At 56.1% G+C, this 17,576-nt stretch carries 18 protein-coding genes; 8 read left to right on the top strand and 10 right to left on the bottom strand.

The genetic code is table 11. The annotated features are described in order from the left end of the window. The first annotated feature begins 68 nt into the window (after positions 1-68). Entirely contained in the window at positions 69-713 is a 645-nt protein-coding gene (locus tag ET524_RS04345) for a hypothetical protein (protein ID WP_129426065.1), read from the top strand. Positions 714-907: 194 nt separating this feature from the next. Here ET524_RS04345 and ET524_RS04340 read toward each other — a convergent pair whose 3' ends face one another. After that, positions 908-1,858 (bottom strand): D-alanine--D-alanine ligase family protein, encoded by a 951-nt coding sequence (locus ET524_RS04340; RefSeq protein ID WP_129423539.1) that lies wholly within the window; start codon positions 1,856-1,858, stop codon positions 908-910. Positions 1,859-1,965: 107 nt separating this feature from the next. On the opposite strand from ET524_RS04340, the gene rlmN reads away from it, so the two are divergent. After that, positions 1,966-3,015 carry a 23S rRNA (adenine(2503)-C(2))-methyltransferase RlmN gene (gene rlmN / locus ET524_RS04335; protein WP_129423537.1) on the top strand — a complete coding sequence of 350 codons (1,050 nt, stop codon included), beginning with the start codon at positions 1,966-1,968 and terminating at the stop codon, positions 3,013-3,015. Between the two features lie 95 nt (positions 3,016-3,110). Here rlmN and ET524_RS04330 read toward each other — a convergent pair whose 3' ends face one another. From ET524_RS04330 to ET524_RS04290, 9 genes are all read right to left on the bottom strand, one after another. Then, on the bottom strand, positions 3,111-4,244 hold the full coding sequence (locus ET524_RS04330; protein ID WP_236648250.1) for a ParB/RepB/Spo0J family partition protein: 1,134 nt from the start codon (positions 4,242-4,244) through the stop codon (positions 3,111-3,113). Then, complete coding sequence (locus ET524_RS04325) at positions 4,237-4,986, bottom strand: ParA family protein (RefSeq protein ID WP_201738828.1); 750 nt, start codon at positions 4,984-4,986, stop codon at positions 4,237-4,239. The genes ET524_RS04330 and ET524_RS04325 overlap by 8 nt, the downstream gene beginning before the upstream one ends. A gap of 405 nt (positions 4,987-5,391) precedes the next feature. Beyond that, positions 5,392-6,033 (bottom strand): 16S rRNA (guanine(527)-N(7))-methyltransferase RsmG, encoded by a 642-nt coding sequence (rsmG, locus tag ET524_RS04320; protein ID WP_129423535.1) that lies wholly within the window; start codon positions 6,031-6,033, stop codon positions 5,392-5,394. A 313-nt stretch (positions 6,034-6,346) separates the two neighbouring features. After that, the gene (locus ET524_RS04315) at positions 6,347-6,883 is read right to left on the bottom strand and encodes a Jag family protein (RefSeq protein ID WP_129423533.1); all 537 of its coding nucleotides are present in this window, start codon (positions 6,881-6,883) and stop codon (positions 6,347-6,349) included. A gap of 75 nt (positions 6,884-6,958) precedes the next feature. Beyond that, positions 6,959-7,750, bottom strand: coding sequence for a YidC/Oxa1 family membrane protein insertase (locus tag ET524_RS04310; RefSeq protein WP_129423531.1), 792 nt, complete (start codon positions 7,748-7,750; stop codon positions 6,959-6,961). A 56-nt stretch (positions 7,751-7,806) separates the two neighbouring features. Further along, the gene (gene yidD / locus ET524_RS04305) at positions 7,807-8,001 is read right to left on the bottom strand and encodes a membrane protein insertion efficiency factor YidD (RefSeq protein WP_269089564.1); all 195 of its coding nucleotides are present in this window, start codon (positions 7,999-8,001) and stop codon (positions 7,807-7,809) included. Between the two features lie 51 nt (positions 8,002-8,052). After that, the gene (rnpA, locus tag ET524_RS04300; protein WP_129423527.1) at positions 8,053-8,379 is read right to left on the bottom strand and encodes a ribonuclease P protein component; all 327 of its coding nucleotides are present in this window, start codon (positions 8,377-8,379) and stop codon (positions 8,053-8,055) included. A gap of 11 nt (positions 8,380-8,390) precedes the next feature. Beyond that, positions 8,391-8,525 carry a 50S ribosomal protein L34 gene (gene rpmH, locus ET524_RS04295; RefSeq protein ID WP_042432297.1) on the bottom strand — a complete coding sequence of 45 codons (135 nt, stop codon included), beginning with the start codon at positions 8,523-8,525 and terminating at the stop codon, positions 8,391-8,393. Between the two features lie 19 nt (positions 8,526-8,544). Next, positions 8,545-9,075 carry a hypothetical protein gene (locus ET524_RS04290; RefSeq protein WP_129423525.1) on the bottom strand — a complete coding sequence of 177 codons (531 nt, stop codon included), beginning with the start codon at positions 9,073-9,075 and terminating at the stop codon, positions 8,545-8,547. A gap of 405 nt (positions 9,076-9,480) precedes the next feature. Here ET524_RS04290 and ET524_RS04285 point away from each other — a divergent pair, with 405 nt between their 5' ends. The 6 genes from ET524_RS04285 to gyrB all read left to right on the top strand — a co-directional run bounded on the left by ET524_RS04285 (position 9,481) and on the right by gyrB (position 17,569). Beyond that, positions 9,481-10,602, top strand: coding sequence for an ATP-binding protein (locus ET524_RS04285; protein ID WP_129423523.1), 1,122 nt, complete (start codon positions 9,481-9,483; stop codon positions 10,600-10,602). A gap of 56 nt (positions 10,603-10,658) precedes the next feature. Continuing rightward, positions 10,659-12,284 carry a chromosomal replication initiator protein DnaA gene (dnaA, locus tag ET524_RS04280; protein WP_129423520.1) on the top strand — a complete coding sequence of 542 codons (1,626 nt, stop codon included), beginning with the start codon at positions 10,659-10,661 and terminating at the stop codon, positions 12,282-12,284. A gap of 362 nt (positions 12,285-12,646) precedes the next feature. After that, positions 12,647-13,747, top strand: coding sequence for a DNA polymerase III subunit beta (gene dnaN / locus ET524_RS04275; RefSeq protein ID WP_129423518.1), 1,101 nt, complete (start codon positions 12,647-12,649; stop codon positions 13,745-13,747). Between the two features lie 16 nt (positions 13,748-13,763). Further along, positions 13,764-14,873, top strand: coding sequence for a DNA replication/repair protein RecF (recF, locus tag ET524_RS04270; protein ID WP_129423516.1), 1,110 nt, complete (start codon positions 13,764-13,766; stop codon positions 14,871-14,873). Between the two features lie 11 nt (positions 14,874-14,884). After that, a complete protein-coding gene (locus tag ET524_RS04265; protein WP_129423514.1) occupies positions 14,885-15,466 on the top strand; it encodes a phosphoadenosine phosphosulfate sulfotransferase in 582 nt (193 codons plus the stop codon). A 141-nt stretch (positions 15,467-15,607) separates the two neighbouring features. Next, positions 15,608-17,569, top strand: coding sequence for a DNA topoisomerase (ATP-hydrolyzing) subunit B (gyrB, locus tag ET524_RS04260; RefSeq protein WP_129423511.1), 1,962 nt, complete (start codon positions 15,608-15,610; stop codon positions 17,567-17,569). Positions 17,570-17,576: the final 7 nt, after the last annotated feature.

The following is a 17,576-nucleotide window of genomic DNA, read 5'->3' as shown; positions in this document are numbered from 1 at the left end:
TTTGGCTAGCCTTTCTGGTTCTTCGTTTGTGTTACGCTTTTTCTTGCAACACGTTTAAAAGGAGTCTCATGTCTATTGATTGCTATTACGGAGCGTATGCGCGCTTCGACACCGTCTCGAAACGCGATGCTGCCGTGCTTATCGGTTCAGACTGCATCGTCGGCGATACCTTCGACATCCAGTTCCGCCCATACAAAGGCTCCACGCGAGCCTGGATCGTTAACGCCTTTGGCACCGACATCGGATTCTTAGACGAGAAGACTTCGCACCGCCTCAATGTTTTAGCCGCGCGCGAATGGACTTTACACGCCATTCTTTCCTGCGTTTCCTTCACCGACCAACCCGAACCGGGCATGTATTGGGGAGAGGTTGCCCTGCTTTGCTACGATCGCTCGCATGAAAGCGACTTCGACACGTTCGTGACGGAAACCGCGAAGCTTATAGGAAAGGGCATTCGCCCGAAGGTCGACCTTGAAACCCAGGGAATCGCTTCCATCATCCAGTCTCACGGAACCTGGCAGCCAAAGCAACGCGTTCCGTTTCCGGACACCAACAAGAACACCGCCATTATCAAGAAGTCGCGCGGAACACTTGATTTCCTTGTTCAGAAAAGCAGGGAAGGGAACAAAGGCTGCTACGTGCTGAGTTGGCTCTTCCTTCTTGGGCTCGTAGCACTGGTTGTCTTCGCTTTGAAGGGTTGCGGCGTTTTTTAATCCGACAAACTGTTTATCATCCATAAACGCGATTGAAAATAGAAATCTCAACGATATTTAAGACATTGAGGGCTAGCGTTACATAATATTTTCGCCCCACACTCTTGACCATAGAGCTAAGCGCAACAAAACGCCCTGCGCTTCATTTCATCGCAAGCACAGGGCGTTTCAAGTACCTATGAAGTTCTTGCCTTCTACAGCTTCTTCTCAAGCGCGCACTCGATAAGCTTCGTGCACAACTCAGGGAACGACATGCCCGCGGCACGGGCAGCATCGGGGAGCAGCGACGTTTTCGTCATGCCGGGGATGGTGTTCGTCTCCAGAACCCAGCACGTTCCATTGTCTTCCAGAATGAAGTCGGAACGGGAGGTGCCGCTGCAAGAAAGGGCCTTATGAGCCTTAACCGCCTCTTGGCGCATGCGCGCGGCAATATCCTCCGGTAAATCGGCCGGGCAGATATGTTGCGACCCGCCAACGGCATACTTCGATTCGAAGTCGTAGAAATCGCTTTTCGGCACAATCTCGATAATAGGCAGCGCTTCGGGATTCTGATTGCCAACAACGGCAATCGTGTATTCGCGGCCTTTGATATACCGCTCAATCAACACTTCGTTATCAATCTTGAAGGCCTTGGCAAGCGCCTCTTCAATAGCTTCGGCGCCTTCAACAATGAACACACCGATGGCGCTTCCCTCGGTGCCGGGCTTTACAACCACCTTTTCGCCCATGGCATCGATAACCGCCTGGGCATCAACCTGCTGGCCTTTCATCACGGTCATGGAAGGTGGGGTAGGGATGTTCTCACGTTCGTAAAACACCTTCGCCTTCGCCTTGTCCATAGCCAATGCGCTTGACCAAACGCCAGAGCACGTATAAGGAAGGTCAATCAAGTCAAGGAAGCCCTGCATCGTTCCGTCTTCGCCATATTTACCATGCAGGCAAAGGAACGCCACATCAAACGGCTCATCGATAAGCCGCTTCAAATCGCCCTTATCAGCCGGGTCAATCATCTCGACCGGAAAGCCAGCAGTCTCAAGCGCTTCGCGGGCACCCTCTCCAGATGCCAAGGAAATTTCACGCTCGTTGCTCTTGCCGCCACACAGCAGCGCGACACGACACGAACGAGGATCAATGTTTGAAGACATGCTCTCCTTCTTTCGTTACAAAAACTGTTTGCTGCAGTATAGCAAACCCATATGTTCGCTTCGTTGCCGGCCGCGCATCAGCGAATGTTTCACGTGAAACAGGTATAATGACCCGCATGAATACACCAATCAAAAATATCCTGCCGTCAGAATTCGATGCTCTCGTTAAAGGGCTTGGCCAGCCGTCGTTCCGCTCGAAGCAGCTCTTCGAGTGGCTGTACGGGAAAGGCGCACAAAGCTACGAGGAGATGACAAACCTTCCGGCAAAATTCCGCGCCCAACTTGCCCAGGAACATCCGCTACACAACGTAGAGGTTCTTGAGCACGCTATCTCAAGCGACGGAACGCACAAGATGATCCTTCAGTATCACGATGGGGTATGCGTTGAAACCGTGGCAATTCCCTCGCGAAACGGTGAACGCCTGACCGTGTGCTTTTCAACGCAGGCGGGATGTCCCATGGCTTGCGCCTTCTGCGCCACCGGTAAAGAGGGCTTGTCGCGCAATCTTTTTGCCGGAGAAATCGTCGACCAAGTACTAACCGTTCAACGGCTTCTTGGCCGTCGCGTAAGCAACGTTGTGGGAATGGGGCAGGGAGAGCCTTTTCTCAACTACGACAATGTGCTGGCAGCGTTACGCATCATGAACAGCGACAAGGGCCTCGGCATCGGCGCGCGCCATATCTGTATTTCCACGTGCGGCATCATCCCAGGAATCGAGCGTTTTTCCCACGAGCCCGAGCAATTCACGCTTGCCGTATCTCTCCATTCGGCAAGTCAAGCAACGCGACTGCAGCTTATGCCGAAAACGAATTCGTTCCCCTTACCCGAATTGAAGAGCAGCCTTGCCCGCTATATCGAAATCACGAATCGCCGCGTCACGTTCGAGTACATCATGATAGATAACGTGAACGACAAGGAATCCAACCTGCAGGAGCTTCTGCAGTTCTGCAAAGGACTTCTTTGCCACGTGAATCTGATTCCTATCAACGCAGTGCCGGAATCGCCTTTCAAACCAAGCAAGCAGCAGACTATCCAGAAATGGATTGACGTTACCGCAAAACATGGAATCGAGACTACCTTGCGAGATTCACGCGGATCTGACATCGCGGGTGCATGCGGGCAGCTTAAGAACACGTTCACTCAGCAGCATTCCTAATGCATCGAGCCCAATAGAAGATCTATCAGCACAAGAAAAGGGAGCCATGCAAGGCTCCCTTTTTGATAGCAATCGTTTTACGAAAGCAAATCGAGTTACGCAAGGTTCGAAGCAAGAATGCCTTTGAACAAACGCTCCAAATCCTCTTCATCCTTGAACTCGATTTCTATCTTGTTCTTGCCGTTGACGGACTTCACCTTAACGGGCGTGTCAAGCACATCCTTTAGCGTGCGGGCAACCTTTTTATATTCCTTCGGCACGGGAACCTTCGGCTTAACGTTATCGTTTTTCTTGCCAGAGAACAAGCGCGCCAAAGCCTCGGCCTCACGCACGGTGAGCTTTTCCTCAACAAGCTTGCGCGTCAGGCGTTCGCGCCCCTCCTTCGTGGGGATGGACAAGATAGCGCGCGCATGGCCCGCCGTGATCTTCTCCTCAAACAGCAGCTGCTGCGCTTCCTCGGGCAGCTCAAGCAAACGAAGCGCATTTGCAACGGTCGAGCGACCCTTCGACATAGCCTGGGCAACCTCCGCCTGCGTCATATTCAGACGCTCCATCATGCGACGATAGCCATAGGCCTCTTCGATAGGATTCAAATCGGAACGCTGGATGTTCTCGATAAGCGCAAGTTCCAACGCCTTGTCATCATCGGCATCCTTGATGCGGATAGGCACTTTGGTAAGGCCAGCAAGCTTAGAAGCCTGCCAACGGCGCTCGCCGGCGATAATCTGATACGAGCCTTCTCCAACCGGCCTGACAAGAATAGGCTGCAGCAAGCCGTCCTTCTGAATGGAAGCGGCCAATTCTTCGAGTTCTTCCCGCTTGAAATTCGTGCGCGGCTGTTCCGGGTTAGGGGAGACGCTGTCAATAGCAACCTCATCGGTCTCCTGGTTTACCGCAGGCGCAGCGGTGGCAACGGACTCCTGCTGCACAGGCGCCGGCGCCGGGCGCGCTTCACGCTGAGCTACGCCTTTGATGGTAACCTCAACGCCGTTGTCCACAATAGACTCAGGCTCTTGCTCTTCGAAAGCAACTGCAGGGGCAGCTTCATACGTTTGACGCGGCTCGGGAGATTTCTGAGCCGGAACGCTTTCACGGATAACTTCACGACGAGGATCGGCCTCAACGCGAACCCTTTGAGGAACGCCTTCCTGCGGAATAGCCTCCTCATATGCACCGCCGAGCAGCGAATTCAAACCACGGCCGAGGCCGCCGCGACCGTTTTTAGCCACGTGCAATCACTTCCTTAGCAAGACTCATGTACGACTGCGCGCCTTTGCCGCTGGGATCATACAAGGTTATCGGTTGACCGAAGCTAGGAGCCTCGGAAAGTTTCACGGTACGGGGGATTTGCGTCTCGAAAACCAAACGGCCGAAATACGCGCGAACTTCTTCAACAACCTGACGAGAAAGCGTGGTGCGACCATCGTACATAGTCATAAGAACGCCGTAGATATCAAGCGTCGGATTCAGGCGAGTTTTGACACGTTTCATTGAATCAAGAAGTTTTGTCACACCTTCCAACGCGTAGAACTCGCACTGGATGGGGATAAGCAGCTTATCCGCCGCCACAAGAGCGTTGACCGTCAGCAAACCCAGCGAAGGCGGGCAATCGATGAACACGTAGTCGTACTTGCCGCGTAGGCTGCCAACAGCGTCCTTCAAGCGGTTCTCACGGGCCATTTCGGCCACAAGCTCCACCTCAGCGCCAGCAAGGTTGATGGTTGCAGGCACCAGGTCCAAGCCCTCGCACACATCGGGGATGATGACTTCCTCGATAGGCACGTCGTTGAGCAGCACATCGTAGATGCAGTTGTTCACTTGGCTTTTCTCGATGCCAAGACCGCTGGAAGAATTGCCCTGGGGGTCAAGGTCGACCAGCAGAACCTGCTTGCCAAGCTCTCCCAAAGCCGCAGAAAGGTTGATAGCCGTGGTAGATTTGCCGACGCCGCCTTTTTGGTTGATGATGGCCATGATCTTCGTCTGGCCAACCACATGCGTAACGGGCTTCTTGTCGCGATACGAGCGGATAGGAGTCGGCTCAATTACCGGGCACTCTTCAATCGGCTCTTCTTCGACGCTAGGCGTCTCGTGCGGCGCGCGCTCGACAACCTCGATGTGCTCGATGGCAATTTCATCTTCAACGGTATCCGCTTCGACACGTTGTTCCTGCTGAACCGGCTCAGCCTGCTTTTTGTCTCTCCTGAGGCCGTCAAAAAAACCCACAGGAACCCCCTTTCATGGTTTCGATTCCAGTATACCGTGTTTCGAAATGGTGGCGAACAACTGGTGTGCCCAATAAACACTTTTGAACGATTCCAACGAAATCACCAAAAATCAAAGATGCCGCCTCTGCAAGCAAAAGCGGCATCGAAAGCGCTACAGCGGCTTCTTCTGGGCCAAACCCGTACGCCTTGGCAGCTTAAGCTTCGGCTTGGCAACCTTTTCGTAAGAAAGAATCCTGCGACAATTCTCGCCAAGCTCAAACGTCTTGTCGTCCACCAGTTCCATGCCAACCTGCTTTGCCACAACACGTGCATGGTCGAGCTCTTCCTGCTCAACACGCGCCTTGTAGCAAATCAGCCTTCCGCCACGTTGAAGCAGGGGGGAAGCCAGCTCAAGCAGAATGGAAATCTTCGATAAAGCACGCGCAGTGATAGCCGTGAACTGCCCAGGGCGCTCGCGACCCAAGTCCTCGATGCGGCCAGCGTACGTTGAAGCGTTCTGGAGCCCCAGTTCGGAGATAAACCCGTCGAGAATCTGAACCTTCTTTGCTACGGAATCAACTAGAAGCGTTTCACGGCCCGACTTGATGGCAAGCGGAATGCCCGGGTAGCCCGCACCCGTGCCAATGTCGGCATAGCGTCCTGCAGGGCAGGCATTCAAAGCATCCAAGCCAAGCAGAGAATCTTTCACATGCAGCAGCATTCCGTCTTCCCAAGACGAGATGCGCGTGATGTTCGTTGTCTTGTTTGCTTCGATAACCAAAGAAAGGTGCTTCTCAAGCAACTCGTCGTGCATATCGTATATTCCTTATCGCTTATCGTTTCACGTGAAACATACTTTACCGGCTTGCCTAGATAAATGAAACAACGCCTCGAGGGAACGCGGCGAAAAAGAAGAAGAGCAACTCAAGGAAAAACCGCTACCTAAGAAGAAGGGGTAGTCTGGCTTGAACGCCTTCTAGTCGACCCACGTCGCACATGTCCGCAACCGTTAAAAACTACCTCAGAGCTTTCAAATTACGGCGCCAAACAAATCCGCTCTATCCCACAAGAGTAAACAAAAAGGCCGCGTATCAACGCGGCCTTTTTAACATTTCGCAAGGGAAACGCTACAGAGGCAAAACCACCACGTGGCGGGAAGCGCCCTCGCCCTCGGAAGCAGTCTCAACGCGATCATCATTGCGCAGGGCAATGTGCACGATGCGACGCTCATACGGCGTCATGGGACGCAGCTTCACGCTGCGATGCTGCTTCGCCGCCTTGGAAGCGGCGTTGCGGGCGATGGACTCAAGCTTCTCGCGCTGGCGGTTCTTGTAGCCCTCAACATCGACGATAACGGGGTAGCGGAAGCCCATCGTCCGCACCGTGATGGCCGACACCAAGAACTGCAAAGCATCCAGCGTCTTGCCGTGGCGGCCGATAAGCACAGCCAGGTCGTCGCCGGTGATGTCGAGGATAAGCTCACCTTCGTCGCCTTCGTACTCGTCGATGGTCACCTCGCCCACATCGAAATGTTTGAGGATGTCCTGCAGCGTGGCGATTGCGGTATCGGCGATGCGATCAAGATCCTCATCGGTGATACCGTTCTCTTCGGCCTGGGCGTCGAGAGCCTCTTCTGCGGCCTGTTCCATGTTCTCTTCTGCCATAACAGCTCCTTAGAACTAAAAACTACAATGCGCTGTGTTTCACGTGAAACACAGCGCATCATTACGCAAATCGGATTAAGCGTGCTTCTTCGAAGTGTCTTTCTTCTTCGGGCGCGGCTTCTTGGCCTTGCGCGTAACGTCCACTTCGATCGGCTTGACCTCGATGGTCTCCTCCTTCTCGGCGTCGTGCTTCTTCATGATACGCATCGAGATTTGCTGCTGGCAAACACCGATGATGGAAGACACGCCCCAGAACAGAAGAACGCCGGCGGGGGAAGACCAGCTGATCCACAGCATGAACAAGCTCATGATGCCGGCCATCATCAGCGTCTGGTTACGCTGCGGATTGTCCTTCTGACCCATCTGCATCAAAATCATGGGCAGGAACGTAGCGCCGGCGAAGATCACCATCAGGATAAGGTAGGGAACGAACGTGCCGAAGCCCTCAGCGAACGCGCCGGACGGCGTCATAACCAGGTTGGGGACCAGGTTGTAGAACTGGTAGCCTTCGTCGGAACCCATGTAGTTGGGCATTTCGCGCAGAACCTGGAACAAAGCAATGAAGATAGGCATCTGCAGCAGCATGGGCAGGCAGCCGGCCAAGGGGTTGAACTTCGCCTCAGCATACAGCTTCTGCATTTCCTCCTGCATGCGCGTGGGATCGTCGGCGAATTTCGTCTGAATCTCCTGCATCAAAGGCTGAACCTTCTGCATCTGATACGACGACTTCGTCTGCTTGTGCATGAGGGGCGAAATTATCAGTCGGAAGATGATGGTCACGACGATGATGGCCAAGCCCCAGTCTTGGCAGAAGCTGAAGAAGAATTGGATAATGTCAAATATCCAGTTCTTGAATACTTCCCACATACTATGGATTTCCTTCCTTTAGTCGACAAAAGCCGCCGACTACGCGCCCGACCCCCTTACGGGACAGGATCGTAACCGTGCGGCCCTCCAGGTCGACACCGTAGAATACGTTTTACCGTCAGCCTTAAGCCTTTTGCGAAGCCGTAGCGCCGAAACGCAATGAGCCCGTATTCCGAGCATGTTGGAACAAAACGGCAGCAAGAAGGGAACATGGGCGAGATTGCAGCCCGGTAAAAAGTGATGAGAAGCATTGCTACCTTACAAGGTATGCTTTCAGACCCCTTTTTCATTCCAATCAGTTCCTACCGCATTCCTGCGCGTTTCAGTGCCTCGTCGCACGCTGTGAGCACTTTACTATACTTGGCACGGCAAATACCCGACTTCGCGAGAAATACTACATCGTAGCCAGGGCATGGGCCGCCCAGTTCGCGGCACACGGCGCGCATCCTGCGCTTCGCGCTGTTGCGCCACACCGCATTGCCCGATTTCTTACCTGCAACAAAAGCAACACGACCACTGGGGCCGTGCTGCTTTGCTGGTAACACTATGAGCGTAAGGTACGGTGTACGCAGGCGCTTTCCGCTAGAGAACAGATCGGAGATGTCCGCTTTGGACTTGATCGTCTCCAATCTAGAGCTCTTTACACGCAAAGACGCTTACGGCCCTTAGCACGACGAGCAGCCAGAACCTTGCGGCCGCCCTTGGTTGCCATGCGGGCACGGAAGCCGTGGCACTTGGCACGCTTACGAGTGTTAGGTTGATAGGTGCGCTTCATATCGTTTCCCTTTCATGGTTTAGAGCAACTTGCTGAGTATAACCCGCTGAGCCCAGCTGTCAAAGGTTTTTACCTCTATATGGCAACGTGTGCACAAGATGACCATATCATGAAAGCCCACCTGCGGAAACAGGTTGCTTTCCAACAACCGAAGAACGCTAGGGTGCAGCGTAGTGGAAAACTGCACAACGGTGCCAAGGCCAAGCGGCGGAAAAACCTCGTCTCTGCGCCAGGGGCAGAGAGCGGTGGAAAAGCAATCCCGCAACGCACAAGGCAAGTGCCTGCCAAGATGGTAAGAAGGGGAAATCAAGCAACAAGAGAGGTTTTTCATCATCGAAGCGTTTCCGCGCGCAAAGAAGGAAAGCGTGGGTAGCGGAATCCGTTGTGGAAAATGTTGAAAACTTCGGAACAGCCTGAAAACCGGTGTGGAAAACACTGAGAAGAAGTGGTCAGGGAGAGCCGAAGAGCGCTTTTCGCCACATCCTTGTTCAGCCGTTGTCATCAGGTAAAAGAAGTCTTGCAACCATTTGAACAGGCATTTTATAAACACTGCAGAAGTTCTTCTCCTTTCCTGTTCGTGAAACCATCCGCCTCTTGTGGAAACAACGGAGGAAAACGACGAACCGAAAGCGGTGAGAAAAAATCAAGGGGAATCTGGCTTTTCCACCCTATCTTTCAACAACAAGAATCGAATTCCACCGAAAGGAATTCACTGGAATTCACGGTTTTCAATGCTGTTTTCCACAATTGATGAATGAAAAGTGGAAAACTTCGAAAACACGAGGTGGCTAACAGTGAAAAACTTTCAAGCATTCGTGGTTTTTCCACAATGGATTCAGGAATTTCCCCAGATGAATAGAATCTTGAAACGAAAGAAGGTACACTTTTTAAAGAATTTTCCCGAAAATGTGTAAAACTTTGGAAAACGACGTTGTGGAAAGTGGTAAAAGCGCAGATGGACCAGCAAAACCAGACTCACGAAGGACCCGAGAACAACGAGGAGCCTTTTGATTTCACGCACGTGAATTCGATCGCGCGCATCGCGCTATACGACGACCTGCTCAGCGCGCCGCACGTAACCGAGATCCAGCCGGCGCCCACCGCAGAGTTCATCGAGAACCTTGCCACAAGCGTTTATCAACAGTCGAAAGCGGCAGGCGGAACCATTCCTTACACCGTCATCCGCGAGGTGTCGGAAAACTTCATCCACGCGCGTTTCCAAGAAGCAACCGTATCCATTCTCGACAACGGCTGCACCATCCGGTTCGCCGACCAGGGCCCGGGCATCGCGTGCAAAGACCGCGCGCAGCTTCCCGGATTCACCTCGGCAATCGAGCCCATGAAAAGCTACATCAGAGGAGTAGGGTCGGGGTTGCCCATCGTGAAGGAGTACCTCGACTTCACTCACGGCACCATAACGATCGAAGACAACCTAGGTAGCGGCTCGGTGGTCACCATCAGCGCGAACGGCAGCAAACCGGAGCTTCCTGAAGAGCTGAAGCTCGAAAGCGAGGCCTCCGAAGCCGCGCCTGCGCCGCGATACCACATCGCAAGCGGCGACGAGGCGCCAGAGTCTATTGCAGCTCCGCGATACAACGTCGCGCCGGAACCCTATGCGCCAGCAAACCAAATACCGCAGCCTGCATACGCGCAGCAAGCGCCCATGCAGGCGCCGGCCTATCCGGCTCAAGGCGTCGCCCAACCGCAGCAGCCTTATCCCGCAACACAAGGTTACGCACCGCAACAACCTTACGGCGCGGCGGCGCCAGGCTATGGCAACGCATACCAGCAAGCAGCCCCTTATCCTTATGCGCAAAACGCGCAGCAAGCGCAGCCTGCAACGTTCAACGCCGGCCCTAGCCTGGCAGCCCTCAACCAGCGCGAGCGGGATTTCCTCAACGTGTTTCTCCACGAGGGAGCCTTGCGCGTGACCGATTTGGTGGCGCTGACCGGTGTTGCGCAGTCAAGCGTTTACAACGTGCTCACGAAGCTTGAAGGCGAAGGTGTCTTGGAGAAGACGCGCGATAAGCGCCGCCAGCTCACCGCCGTCGGCAGGCAAATGGCGCAGCAGCTGTAACCGCAGCGCCATAGACGAACGAAGGCTCACACAGCGAAAGCGACAGGGAACACCATATGAACAGCGAGGAAATTCAGCAGATCTGGGCGGAGGTGTGCAGCCGCGTCAAGGGTTACGAGGGCATCGTCCCCTCGCAGATCGACGCGTTCTTCTCCATGTTGCATCCCCAAGCTGCCAGCGACGGCTTCATCATGCTGACGGCGAACACGGATTTCATCAAAACGTGGATCGAGCGCAACTACATCGACTACATCAAGCGCGCGCTTGAAGAGCTGCGCGGCGTGCCGTTCACCGTCATCATCGAAGTCGACCCCACCCAAACGGCAGCTCCCGCAGCCCCCGCAGCACCTGCCGTCCCGACGGCGGCACCTGCCCCGCCTACAGCACCGGCGCCGCAAAGCGCTCCCGCGCGCGCCGTTGCCGCACCGCCGACGCCCTCGGCGGAAGCGGCCCCGACACCGGCACCCGTCTCTCAGGCTTCACGGCAGCCGGATGCCACGTCTGTTCCAACAGCACCAATGCCGGCAGCAGCCAGCACACCAGAGCAGCCAAAAGAAACAAGCGACCAAACCCAGGAGCAACCTGCCACGGAAGAGCACGCCGAAGCACCGGAATCGGACAACTCCACGCCGCTTTCCACCCTCACGTTCGAGAACTTCGTCATCGGCGATTCGAACCGCCTGGCCTACTCCATGGCAACGGCAGTGGCTGAAGCGCCAGGCAAGCCGCACTTGAACCCTTTGTTCATCTACGGCAAATCGGGCCTGGGCAAAACGCATTTGCTGCGCGCTATCCAGAATTACATCAACCGCAACATGCCGCAGCTGCAGGTGGTCTACAAGGACTCGGCCGAGTTGCTCGACGACTACACCGAGGCATCGGCGGCGCACGACACCGAAAAATCCAGCTACAAGAACTTCAAGGCGTCATACGAAGACGCCGACGTTCTGCTGGTGGACGACGTGCAGTACCTGCAAGGCAAAAAGCAAACGCTCGACATCATGTTCCAGATCTTCAACAAGCTGACTAGCCAGGGAAGGCAGGTTGTCCTGTCGGCCGACCGCGCGCCGAAGAATATCGACATCGACGAACGTTACAAAACGCGTTTCAATTCCGGCGGCACGTTCGACATCCAACCGCCTGAAATCGAAACGAAACTGGGCATCGTGAAAAGCTTTATCCGCGAATACCAGGAACAAGAAGGCTCCATGGCGTTCACCATGCCCGCCGACATACAAACGTATATCGCCGAGAGTTCCAGCTCGAACATCCGCGAGCTGAAAAGCGCCGTGACGAAAGTCATCTTTCAGATGACGTACGGAAACCAGCCGAACATGACGCTGGCCGATGTGCGGGCGCTGCTGGAAAACCACTTCTCAGGCGGACCGAGCAAACGCCTGAACGCCGAGGACATCCAAAAAGCCGTGGAAGGCTTCTACAAAGTCAGCCACACCGAAATCGTCGGCAAAAGGCGCAGCCGCAGCATCACGAACGCCCGCCAGATTGCCATGTATCTGTGCAGGCAGCTGCTTGACATGCCTTACGAGAGCATCGGGAAGAAATTCAACCGCGACCACTCGACCGCGTTGTATTCCGTGACCATGATCGAAACGAAGCTGAAGGAAAACCGATTGCTCAGAGAAGAAATCGAGGCACTGCAGCAGATCATCCGCGAAGCATAACGTGAAACATCGGGCGCGTTCCGAATTGTTTCACGTGAAACATCGCTTCCGACCTGCGCTTTTCCGACCATTGAGGAAAACATGCCGAAAAGGTTGAGGAAAGCAGAAGAAAAGTAGTGCAGTGCAGGGGAAAGATAACGAAGTCAATAAAAGCGGTTAACCGAAGGAGCGCATCATCCACAACGAAAATCGAATAGTTTTTGATGGCTGAAGTGGGGTTTTGAAAGTTCTCAACAATTCCACCGCCCTTATTAATACTACTATTCAAAAACCTATTATTTAAAACAAGCCTTTAGAAGATAATAAGTACCTCACTTCAACAAGCGCAGGGAACAGCAATCAACTGAGAGAAAGAGAAGCCTGTGAAATTCAGCATTAACCAAGCAGAGCTGCAAGACGCCTTAGCCGTTGTTCTCAAGGGCATAGCAACCCGTTCAACGCTGCCTATCCTGTCCGGCATTTACCTCAATGCGCAAAACGATCACGTGACGCTGCAAGCCACGGACTTGGAGCTGTCCATTCAATACACCATCCCCGCGCTCATCGAAGAAGAAGGGCGCTCGGTGTTCCCCGGCAAGCTGTTCTTCGACATCGTGAAGAACCTGCCCGATGCCGCCGTGCATGTTGAGACGCTCGATGAGGCCGCCGTCATCACGTGCGACGCGTCCTCGTTCTCCATCAAGACGCTTGACGCCGAGGATTTCCCCGGCTTCCCGCACGTTGATACGCAGCAGGCCATTTCCATCCCGTTCTCTCAGTTCTCGTCGATGGTCAAGCGCGTGGCCCGCGTTGTATCGAAAGATGAAAGCCGCGCCATCCTCACCGGCGTGCTTATCACGCTTGAGGGCGCGACGCTGAAGATGGTCGCGACCGACTCGTACCGCCTTGCCATCACCGAGGCGCAGCTTGACGAGCCTGCCGCCGAGGGCTTCCAGGCCGTCATCGCCGGCTCGTTCTTGCAGGAGCTTGCTTCCCTGAACCGCACGGACGACCCGCTGACCATCGCGCTGGCCGAGAACCAGATCGTGGTGACGTATCACGACACCGTGTTCATCAACCGCCGCATCGAGGGCAACTTCCCGAACTATCGCCAGCTGCTTCCCGATTCGTACAACACGCGCGTGCAGCTGAACGTGTCTCATCTGGTGTCGGGCGTGAAGCGCACGTCCATCTTGGGCCAGCAAAGCTCGCCGGTGAAGTTCGCCATCGACGTGGATAGCCAGACGGTGCAGCTTTCCGCCGCGGCACAGGACGTGGGCAGCGCCCAGGAAACCCTGACGTGCCAGGGAGAGGGCGAGAACGTCGAAATCGCGTTCAACTACGCTTACGTGCTTGACGGGCTGGGGTCTGTGGGCACCGACAACGTATATCTTGAGGTTCAGACGGGCATGAAGCCGGGCATCTTCAAGGCGGCGGAAGGCGAGAACTTCCTGTACCTGGTCATGCCGGTTCGCATCTCCTAAAGGCTGAAAACGCGGCATGGACCTTCGCATCACCGATATCTCGTTCCGGGATTTTCGCAGCTACGAGTCGTTTCACCTTGGCGGCATAGGGCCCCTTACCGTGTTGGTTGGCCCTAACGCCATTGGGAAGACGAACGTAGTGGAGGGTATCCAGCTGCTTACCGCGCAATCGTCGTTTCGCCATCCGACGGGCGTGCAGCTGGTGCGCGAAGGGGCGTCGCTGGCGCAGCTTTCCGCCGAGGCCAGCGACGGCAACCGCCAGCTGACGCTTGGACTGGCCATCGAGGCGGGCAAACGGCGCTTCACGCTGAACGGAAAGCCCAAGCGCGCCGTCGACCTTAAAGGCATCATCCCGTCGGTGGCGTTCACGCCCGACGACCTTGAGCTGGCGAAGGGGTCCATGACGGGCCGGCGCAACGCCCTTGACGGCGTGGGGTCGCAGCTGTCGAAGAACCACTACCTTATCCGGCGCGATTGGGACAAGGTGCTGCGGAACAAAAACGCGCTGCTGAAAGACGAGGCGTCCCCGCTTCTGATCGAAAGTCTGAACGACATGATGGTGACGTGCGGCGCGCAGCTTGTGTGCTATCGCGCGGCGCTGTTCGAAAAGCTTGGGCGAGCTATGGCGTCGCACTACCACGACATCACGGGCGGCCGCGAGCAGCTTGCGGCGCGCTATGCGCCTTCGTGGTACGAAGAGGGCCGCTGGATCGAGCCGGGCGTGCAGCTTGAGCGCGACAAGGTGCGCGAGGAGATGGCTGCCGCCCTGAAAAGCCAAGCGGCAGCGGAACGCGCGCGCCGGCGCAGCTTGGTGGGCCCGCACGCCGATCGCATCGAATTCTACGTAGAAGGCCGCCCCGTTGGCATATATGGAAGTCAAGGGCAGCAGCGTTCGGTGGTGCTAGCGTTCAAGTTGGCGGAAGTGACGCTTATTTGCGATCTGCTGGGGCAAAAGCCGGTGCTTTTGCTCGACGACGTTATGAGCGAGCTTGACGCGCAGCGCCGCGCATCGCTGGTGAAGTTCGTGTCCGGGGACATTCAGACGTTCATCACCACGGCGAATCTGGCGTATTTCGACGACGACGTGTTGGCGGCGGCGCGCGTGGTGCGCCTGCCCATGGAGTAAGGAGGCCCGGCATGGCTCGATTGGGCGATGGGCTGCAGCAGTTTTTGCAGAGCCTGGGGGAGCAGGGTGCCCAGGCTGCCAAATCGCGCCGCGTCGCGGAAGTCCATGTGCGTTGGCGTATGGCCACCGAGGCGGTGTACGGCCCTTCCGCGCCGCTTATCCTCGATCACACGAACGCGGTGTACATCATGCGCCCCGATAAAGCGAACGACCCGGCGGCCGCTCGCGTACCGCAGGGCAAGACGCTTCTGGTGGTGTATTGCGACGACGCGATGGTTCGCTCGGACCTTGATGCGCGCCAGGAGATGCTCAAGATGCACTTGAACCGCCAAGGCGAGCACGTGGAGGCATTTTCCATCAAGCCGGCTCGTTTCGACATGAAGGCGCGCCATCCGTTTCGCGAAGATGCCCAGCGTGCAACGGCCGCGTTCTCGCGCTCTGCAGCCAAGCCGCTTATCGACCACGATGCCGCCGAGCGTTTGCGCCAGCAAGCGCAAACGGTGGAGAACAAGCGCCTGCGTGAATCGATTCTGAACGCTTTAGACGCAAGCGAGCAGCCGCCAACTTCAAAAAACGGCAAAAGTGCCCTCTAAAACAAAAAATACGGCTCTAGCGGCTTCTGGTGGCCTGTAGAGGCTATGAAGTCAACTCTCATCAAAAGTGTCTATGATAAAATCTATAGGTTCTAGATCAAGCTAGGATATGGCAACTGTTATCCAAAAAGGAGCGTGTCAGTGGCAGCAAAACCTGATCATTACGACGGCTCGGACATTCAGGTCCTCGAAGGGCTTGAGCCTGTCCGCAAGCGTCCTGGCATGTACATCGGTTCGACGGGTCCGCGCGGCTTGCACCATCTTGTTTACGAGGTGGTCGACAACGCCGTCGACGAGGCGCTGGCCGGTTACTGCAGTCATATCGAGGTGACCATTCATCCCGATAACTCCATCACCGTCACCGACGACGGCCGCGGCATCCCGGTTGACCTGCACCCCAAGGAGAAAATCCCCACGGTCGAGGTGGTTCTGACCGTGCTGCACGCCGGCGGCAAGTTCGGCGGCGAAGGGTACAAGGTGTCCGGCGGCCTGCACGGCGTGGGTGTGTCGGTAGTGAACGCTTTGTCCACCAAAGTTCAGGTGAACGTGCGCCGCGACGGCAAGGAATATCAGATTGCCTTCGACCACGGCGTGACGTGCGAGAAGCTGCACGAAGTGGGCACGTCGGAGCACACCGGCACCACGGTGACGTTCTGGCCCGATGCCGAGATCTTCACCGAAACGACCGTCTTCGATTACGGCACGCTTGCCGCGCGCTTCCGCGAGATGGCGTTTTTGAACAAAGGTCTGAAGATTTCGCTGACCGACGAGCGCGAAAACCCCGATGCCGTGCTGTCCGATGCTGCGTCCGAGCCGCATCGAGAAGTGTTCCAGTACGAAGGCGGCATCATCGACTTCGTGAAGTTTTTGAACAAAGGCCGCGAAACGCTGAACGACCCCATCTATTTCGAGGCGGAAAACGCCGACGGCACCGTCGAGGTGGCCATGCAGTGGTCCACGTCGTTCTCGGCGAATTCGGTCATGGCGTTCGCGAACAACATCAACACACACGAAGGCGGCACGCACCTAGACGGCTTCAAGCAGGCCGTCACGCGCACCATCAACGAATACGCGCGCAGCAAGGGCATCCTGAAGGAGAAAGACAGCAACCTGTCCGGCGACGACACGCGCGAGGGTTTGGCGGCCGTCATCTCCGTGAAACTGCACGACCCGCAGTTCGAGGGCCAGACGAAAACGAAGCTGGGCAACAGCGAGATTCGCCCGCTGGTGCAAAACGCGGTGACGCAGGGCTTGGCTGAATACCTTGAGGAAAACCCGGCGCCGGCTAAGCGCATCATCAGCAAGGCCACGCAGGCGCTGAAGGCACGCGAAGCGGCACGCAAAGCTCGCGAGATGACGCGCCGCAAGGGCGTGCTCGACTCGTTCGCCCTGCCGGGCAAGCTGGCCGACTGCTCGTCGAAGAAGCCCGAAGAGTCCGAAATCTTCATTGTAGAGGGCGACTCGGCAGGCGGCAGCGCCAAGCAGGCGCGCGATCGCAAGACGCAGGCCATCCTGCCGCTGCGCGGCAAGATTCTCAACGTCGAGCGCGCAGGTTTGCACCGCGCCCTGTCAAGCGACACCATCAGCTCGCTCATCACGGCCATCGGCACGAACATCGGCGACGATTTCGATGCCGACCAGGCGCGTTACCACCGCATCATCATCATGACCGATGCCGATGTCGACGGCGCGCACATCCGCATCCTGCTGCTGACGTTCTTCTATCGCTACATGCCGGAGCTCATCAACCGCGGCTACGTGTACATCGCCTGCCCGCCCATCTTCGGCGTGAAGAAGAAGAACACCCGCTCCACGAAAATCGAGCGCTACATCTACGACGAGAACAGCCTGGGCCGCGAGCTTGAAGCCATGGGTGGTTCCGAGAAGTTCGACGTGCAGCGTTACAAGGGCTTAGGCGAGATGGATCCCGACCAGCTGTGGGAAACCACCATGGAGCCGGCCACGCGCACGCTTCTGCAGGTCAGCATCGACGACGCCGCGGAAGCCGAGCGCACGGTAAGCGAGCTTATGGGCGACCAGGTGGAGCCGCGCAAGGAATTCATCCAGAAGCACGCGCGCGACGTCCGCTTCCTGGACATTTAGGAGAAAT

This window comes from Senegalimassilia faecalis, assembly GCF_004135645.1.
Classification (GTDB): domain Bacteria; phylum Actinomycetota; class Coriobacteriia; order Coriobacteriales; family Eggerthellaceae; genus Senegalimassilia; species Senegalimassilia faecalis.
Note: the sequence above shows the minus strand (reverse complement) of the source record. Positions and strands in the feature narration are given on the sequence as shown.

Bases quoted from the DNA above. Each gene is read 5' to 3' on its own strand.
- ET524_RS04345 (WP_129426065.1), top strand. From the start codon at position 69: ATGTCTATTGATTGCTATTACGGAGCGTATGCGCGCTTCGACACCGTC.
- ET524_RS04340 (WP_129423539.1), bottom strand. From the start codon at position 1,858: ATGTCTTCAAACATTGATCCTCGTTCGTGTCGTGTCGCGCTGCTGTGT.
- rlmN (WP_129423537.1), top strand. From the start codon at position 1,966: ATGACCCGCATGAATACACCAATCAAAAATATCCTGCCGTCAGAATTC.
- ET524_RS04325 (WP_201738828.1), bottom strand. From the start codon at position 4,986: ATGGCCATCATCAACCAAAAAGGCGGCGTCGGCAAATCTACCACGGCT.
- rsmG (WP_129423535.1), bottom strand. From the start codon at position 6,033: ATGCACGACGAGTTGCTTGAGAAGCACCTTTCTTTGGTTATCGAAGCA.
- ET524_RS04315 (WP_129423533.1), bottom strand. From the start codon at position 6,883: ATGGCAGAAGAGAACATGGAACAGGCCGCAGAAGAGGCTCTCGACGCC.
- ET524_RS04310 (WP_129423531.1), bottom strand. From the start codon at position 7,750: ATGTGGGAAGTATTCAAGAACTGGATATTTGACATTATCCAATTCTTC.
- yidD (WP_269089564.1), bottom strand. From the start codon at position 8,001: ATGCTTCTCATCACTTTTTACCGGGCTGCAATCTCGCCCATGTTCCCT.
- rpmH (WP_042432297.1), bottom strand. From the start codon at position 8,525: ATGAAGCGCACCTATCAACCTAACACTCGTAAGCGTGCCAAGTGCCAC.
- ET524_RS04285 (WP_129423523.1), top strand. From the start codon at position 9,481: ATGGACCAGCAAAACCAGACTCACGAAGGACCCGAGAACAACGAGGAG.
- dnaA (WP_129423520.1), top strand. From the start codon at position 10,659: ATGAACAGCGAGGAAATTCAGCAGATCTGGGCGGAGGTGTGCAGCCGC.
- recF (WP_129423516.1), top strand. From the start codon at position 13,764: ATGGACCTTCGCATCACCGATATCTCGTTCCGGGATTTTCGCAGCTAC.
- ET524_RS04265 (WP_129423514.1), top strand. From the start codon at position 14,885: ATGGCTCGATTGGGCGATGGGCTGCAGCAGTTTTTGCAGAGCCTGGGG.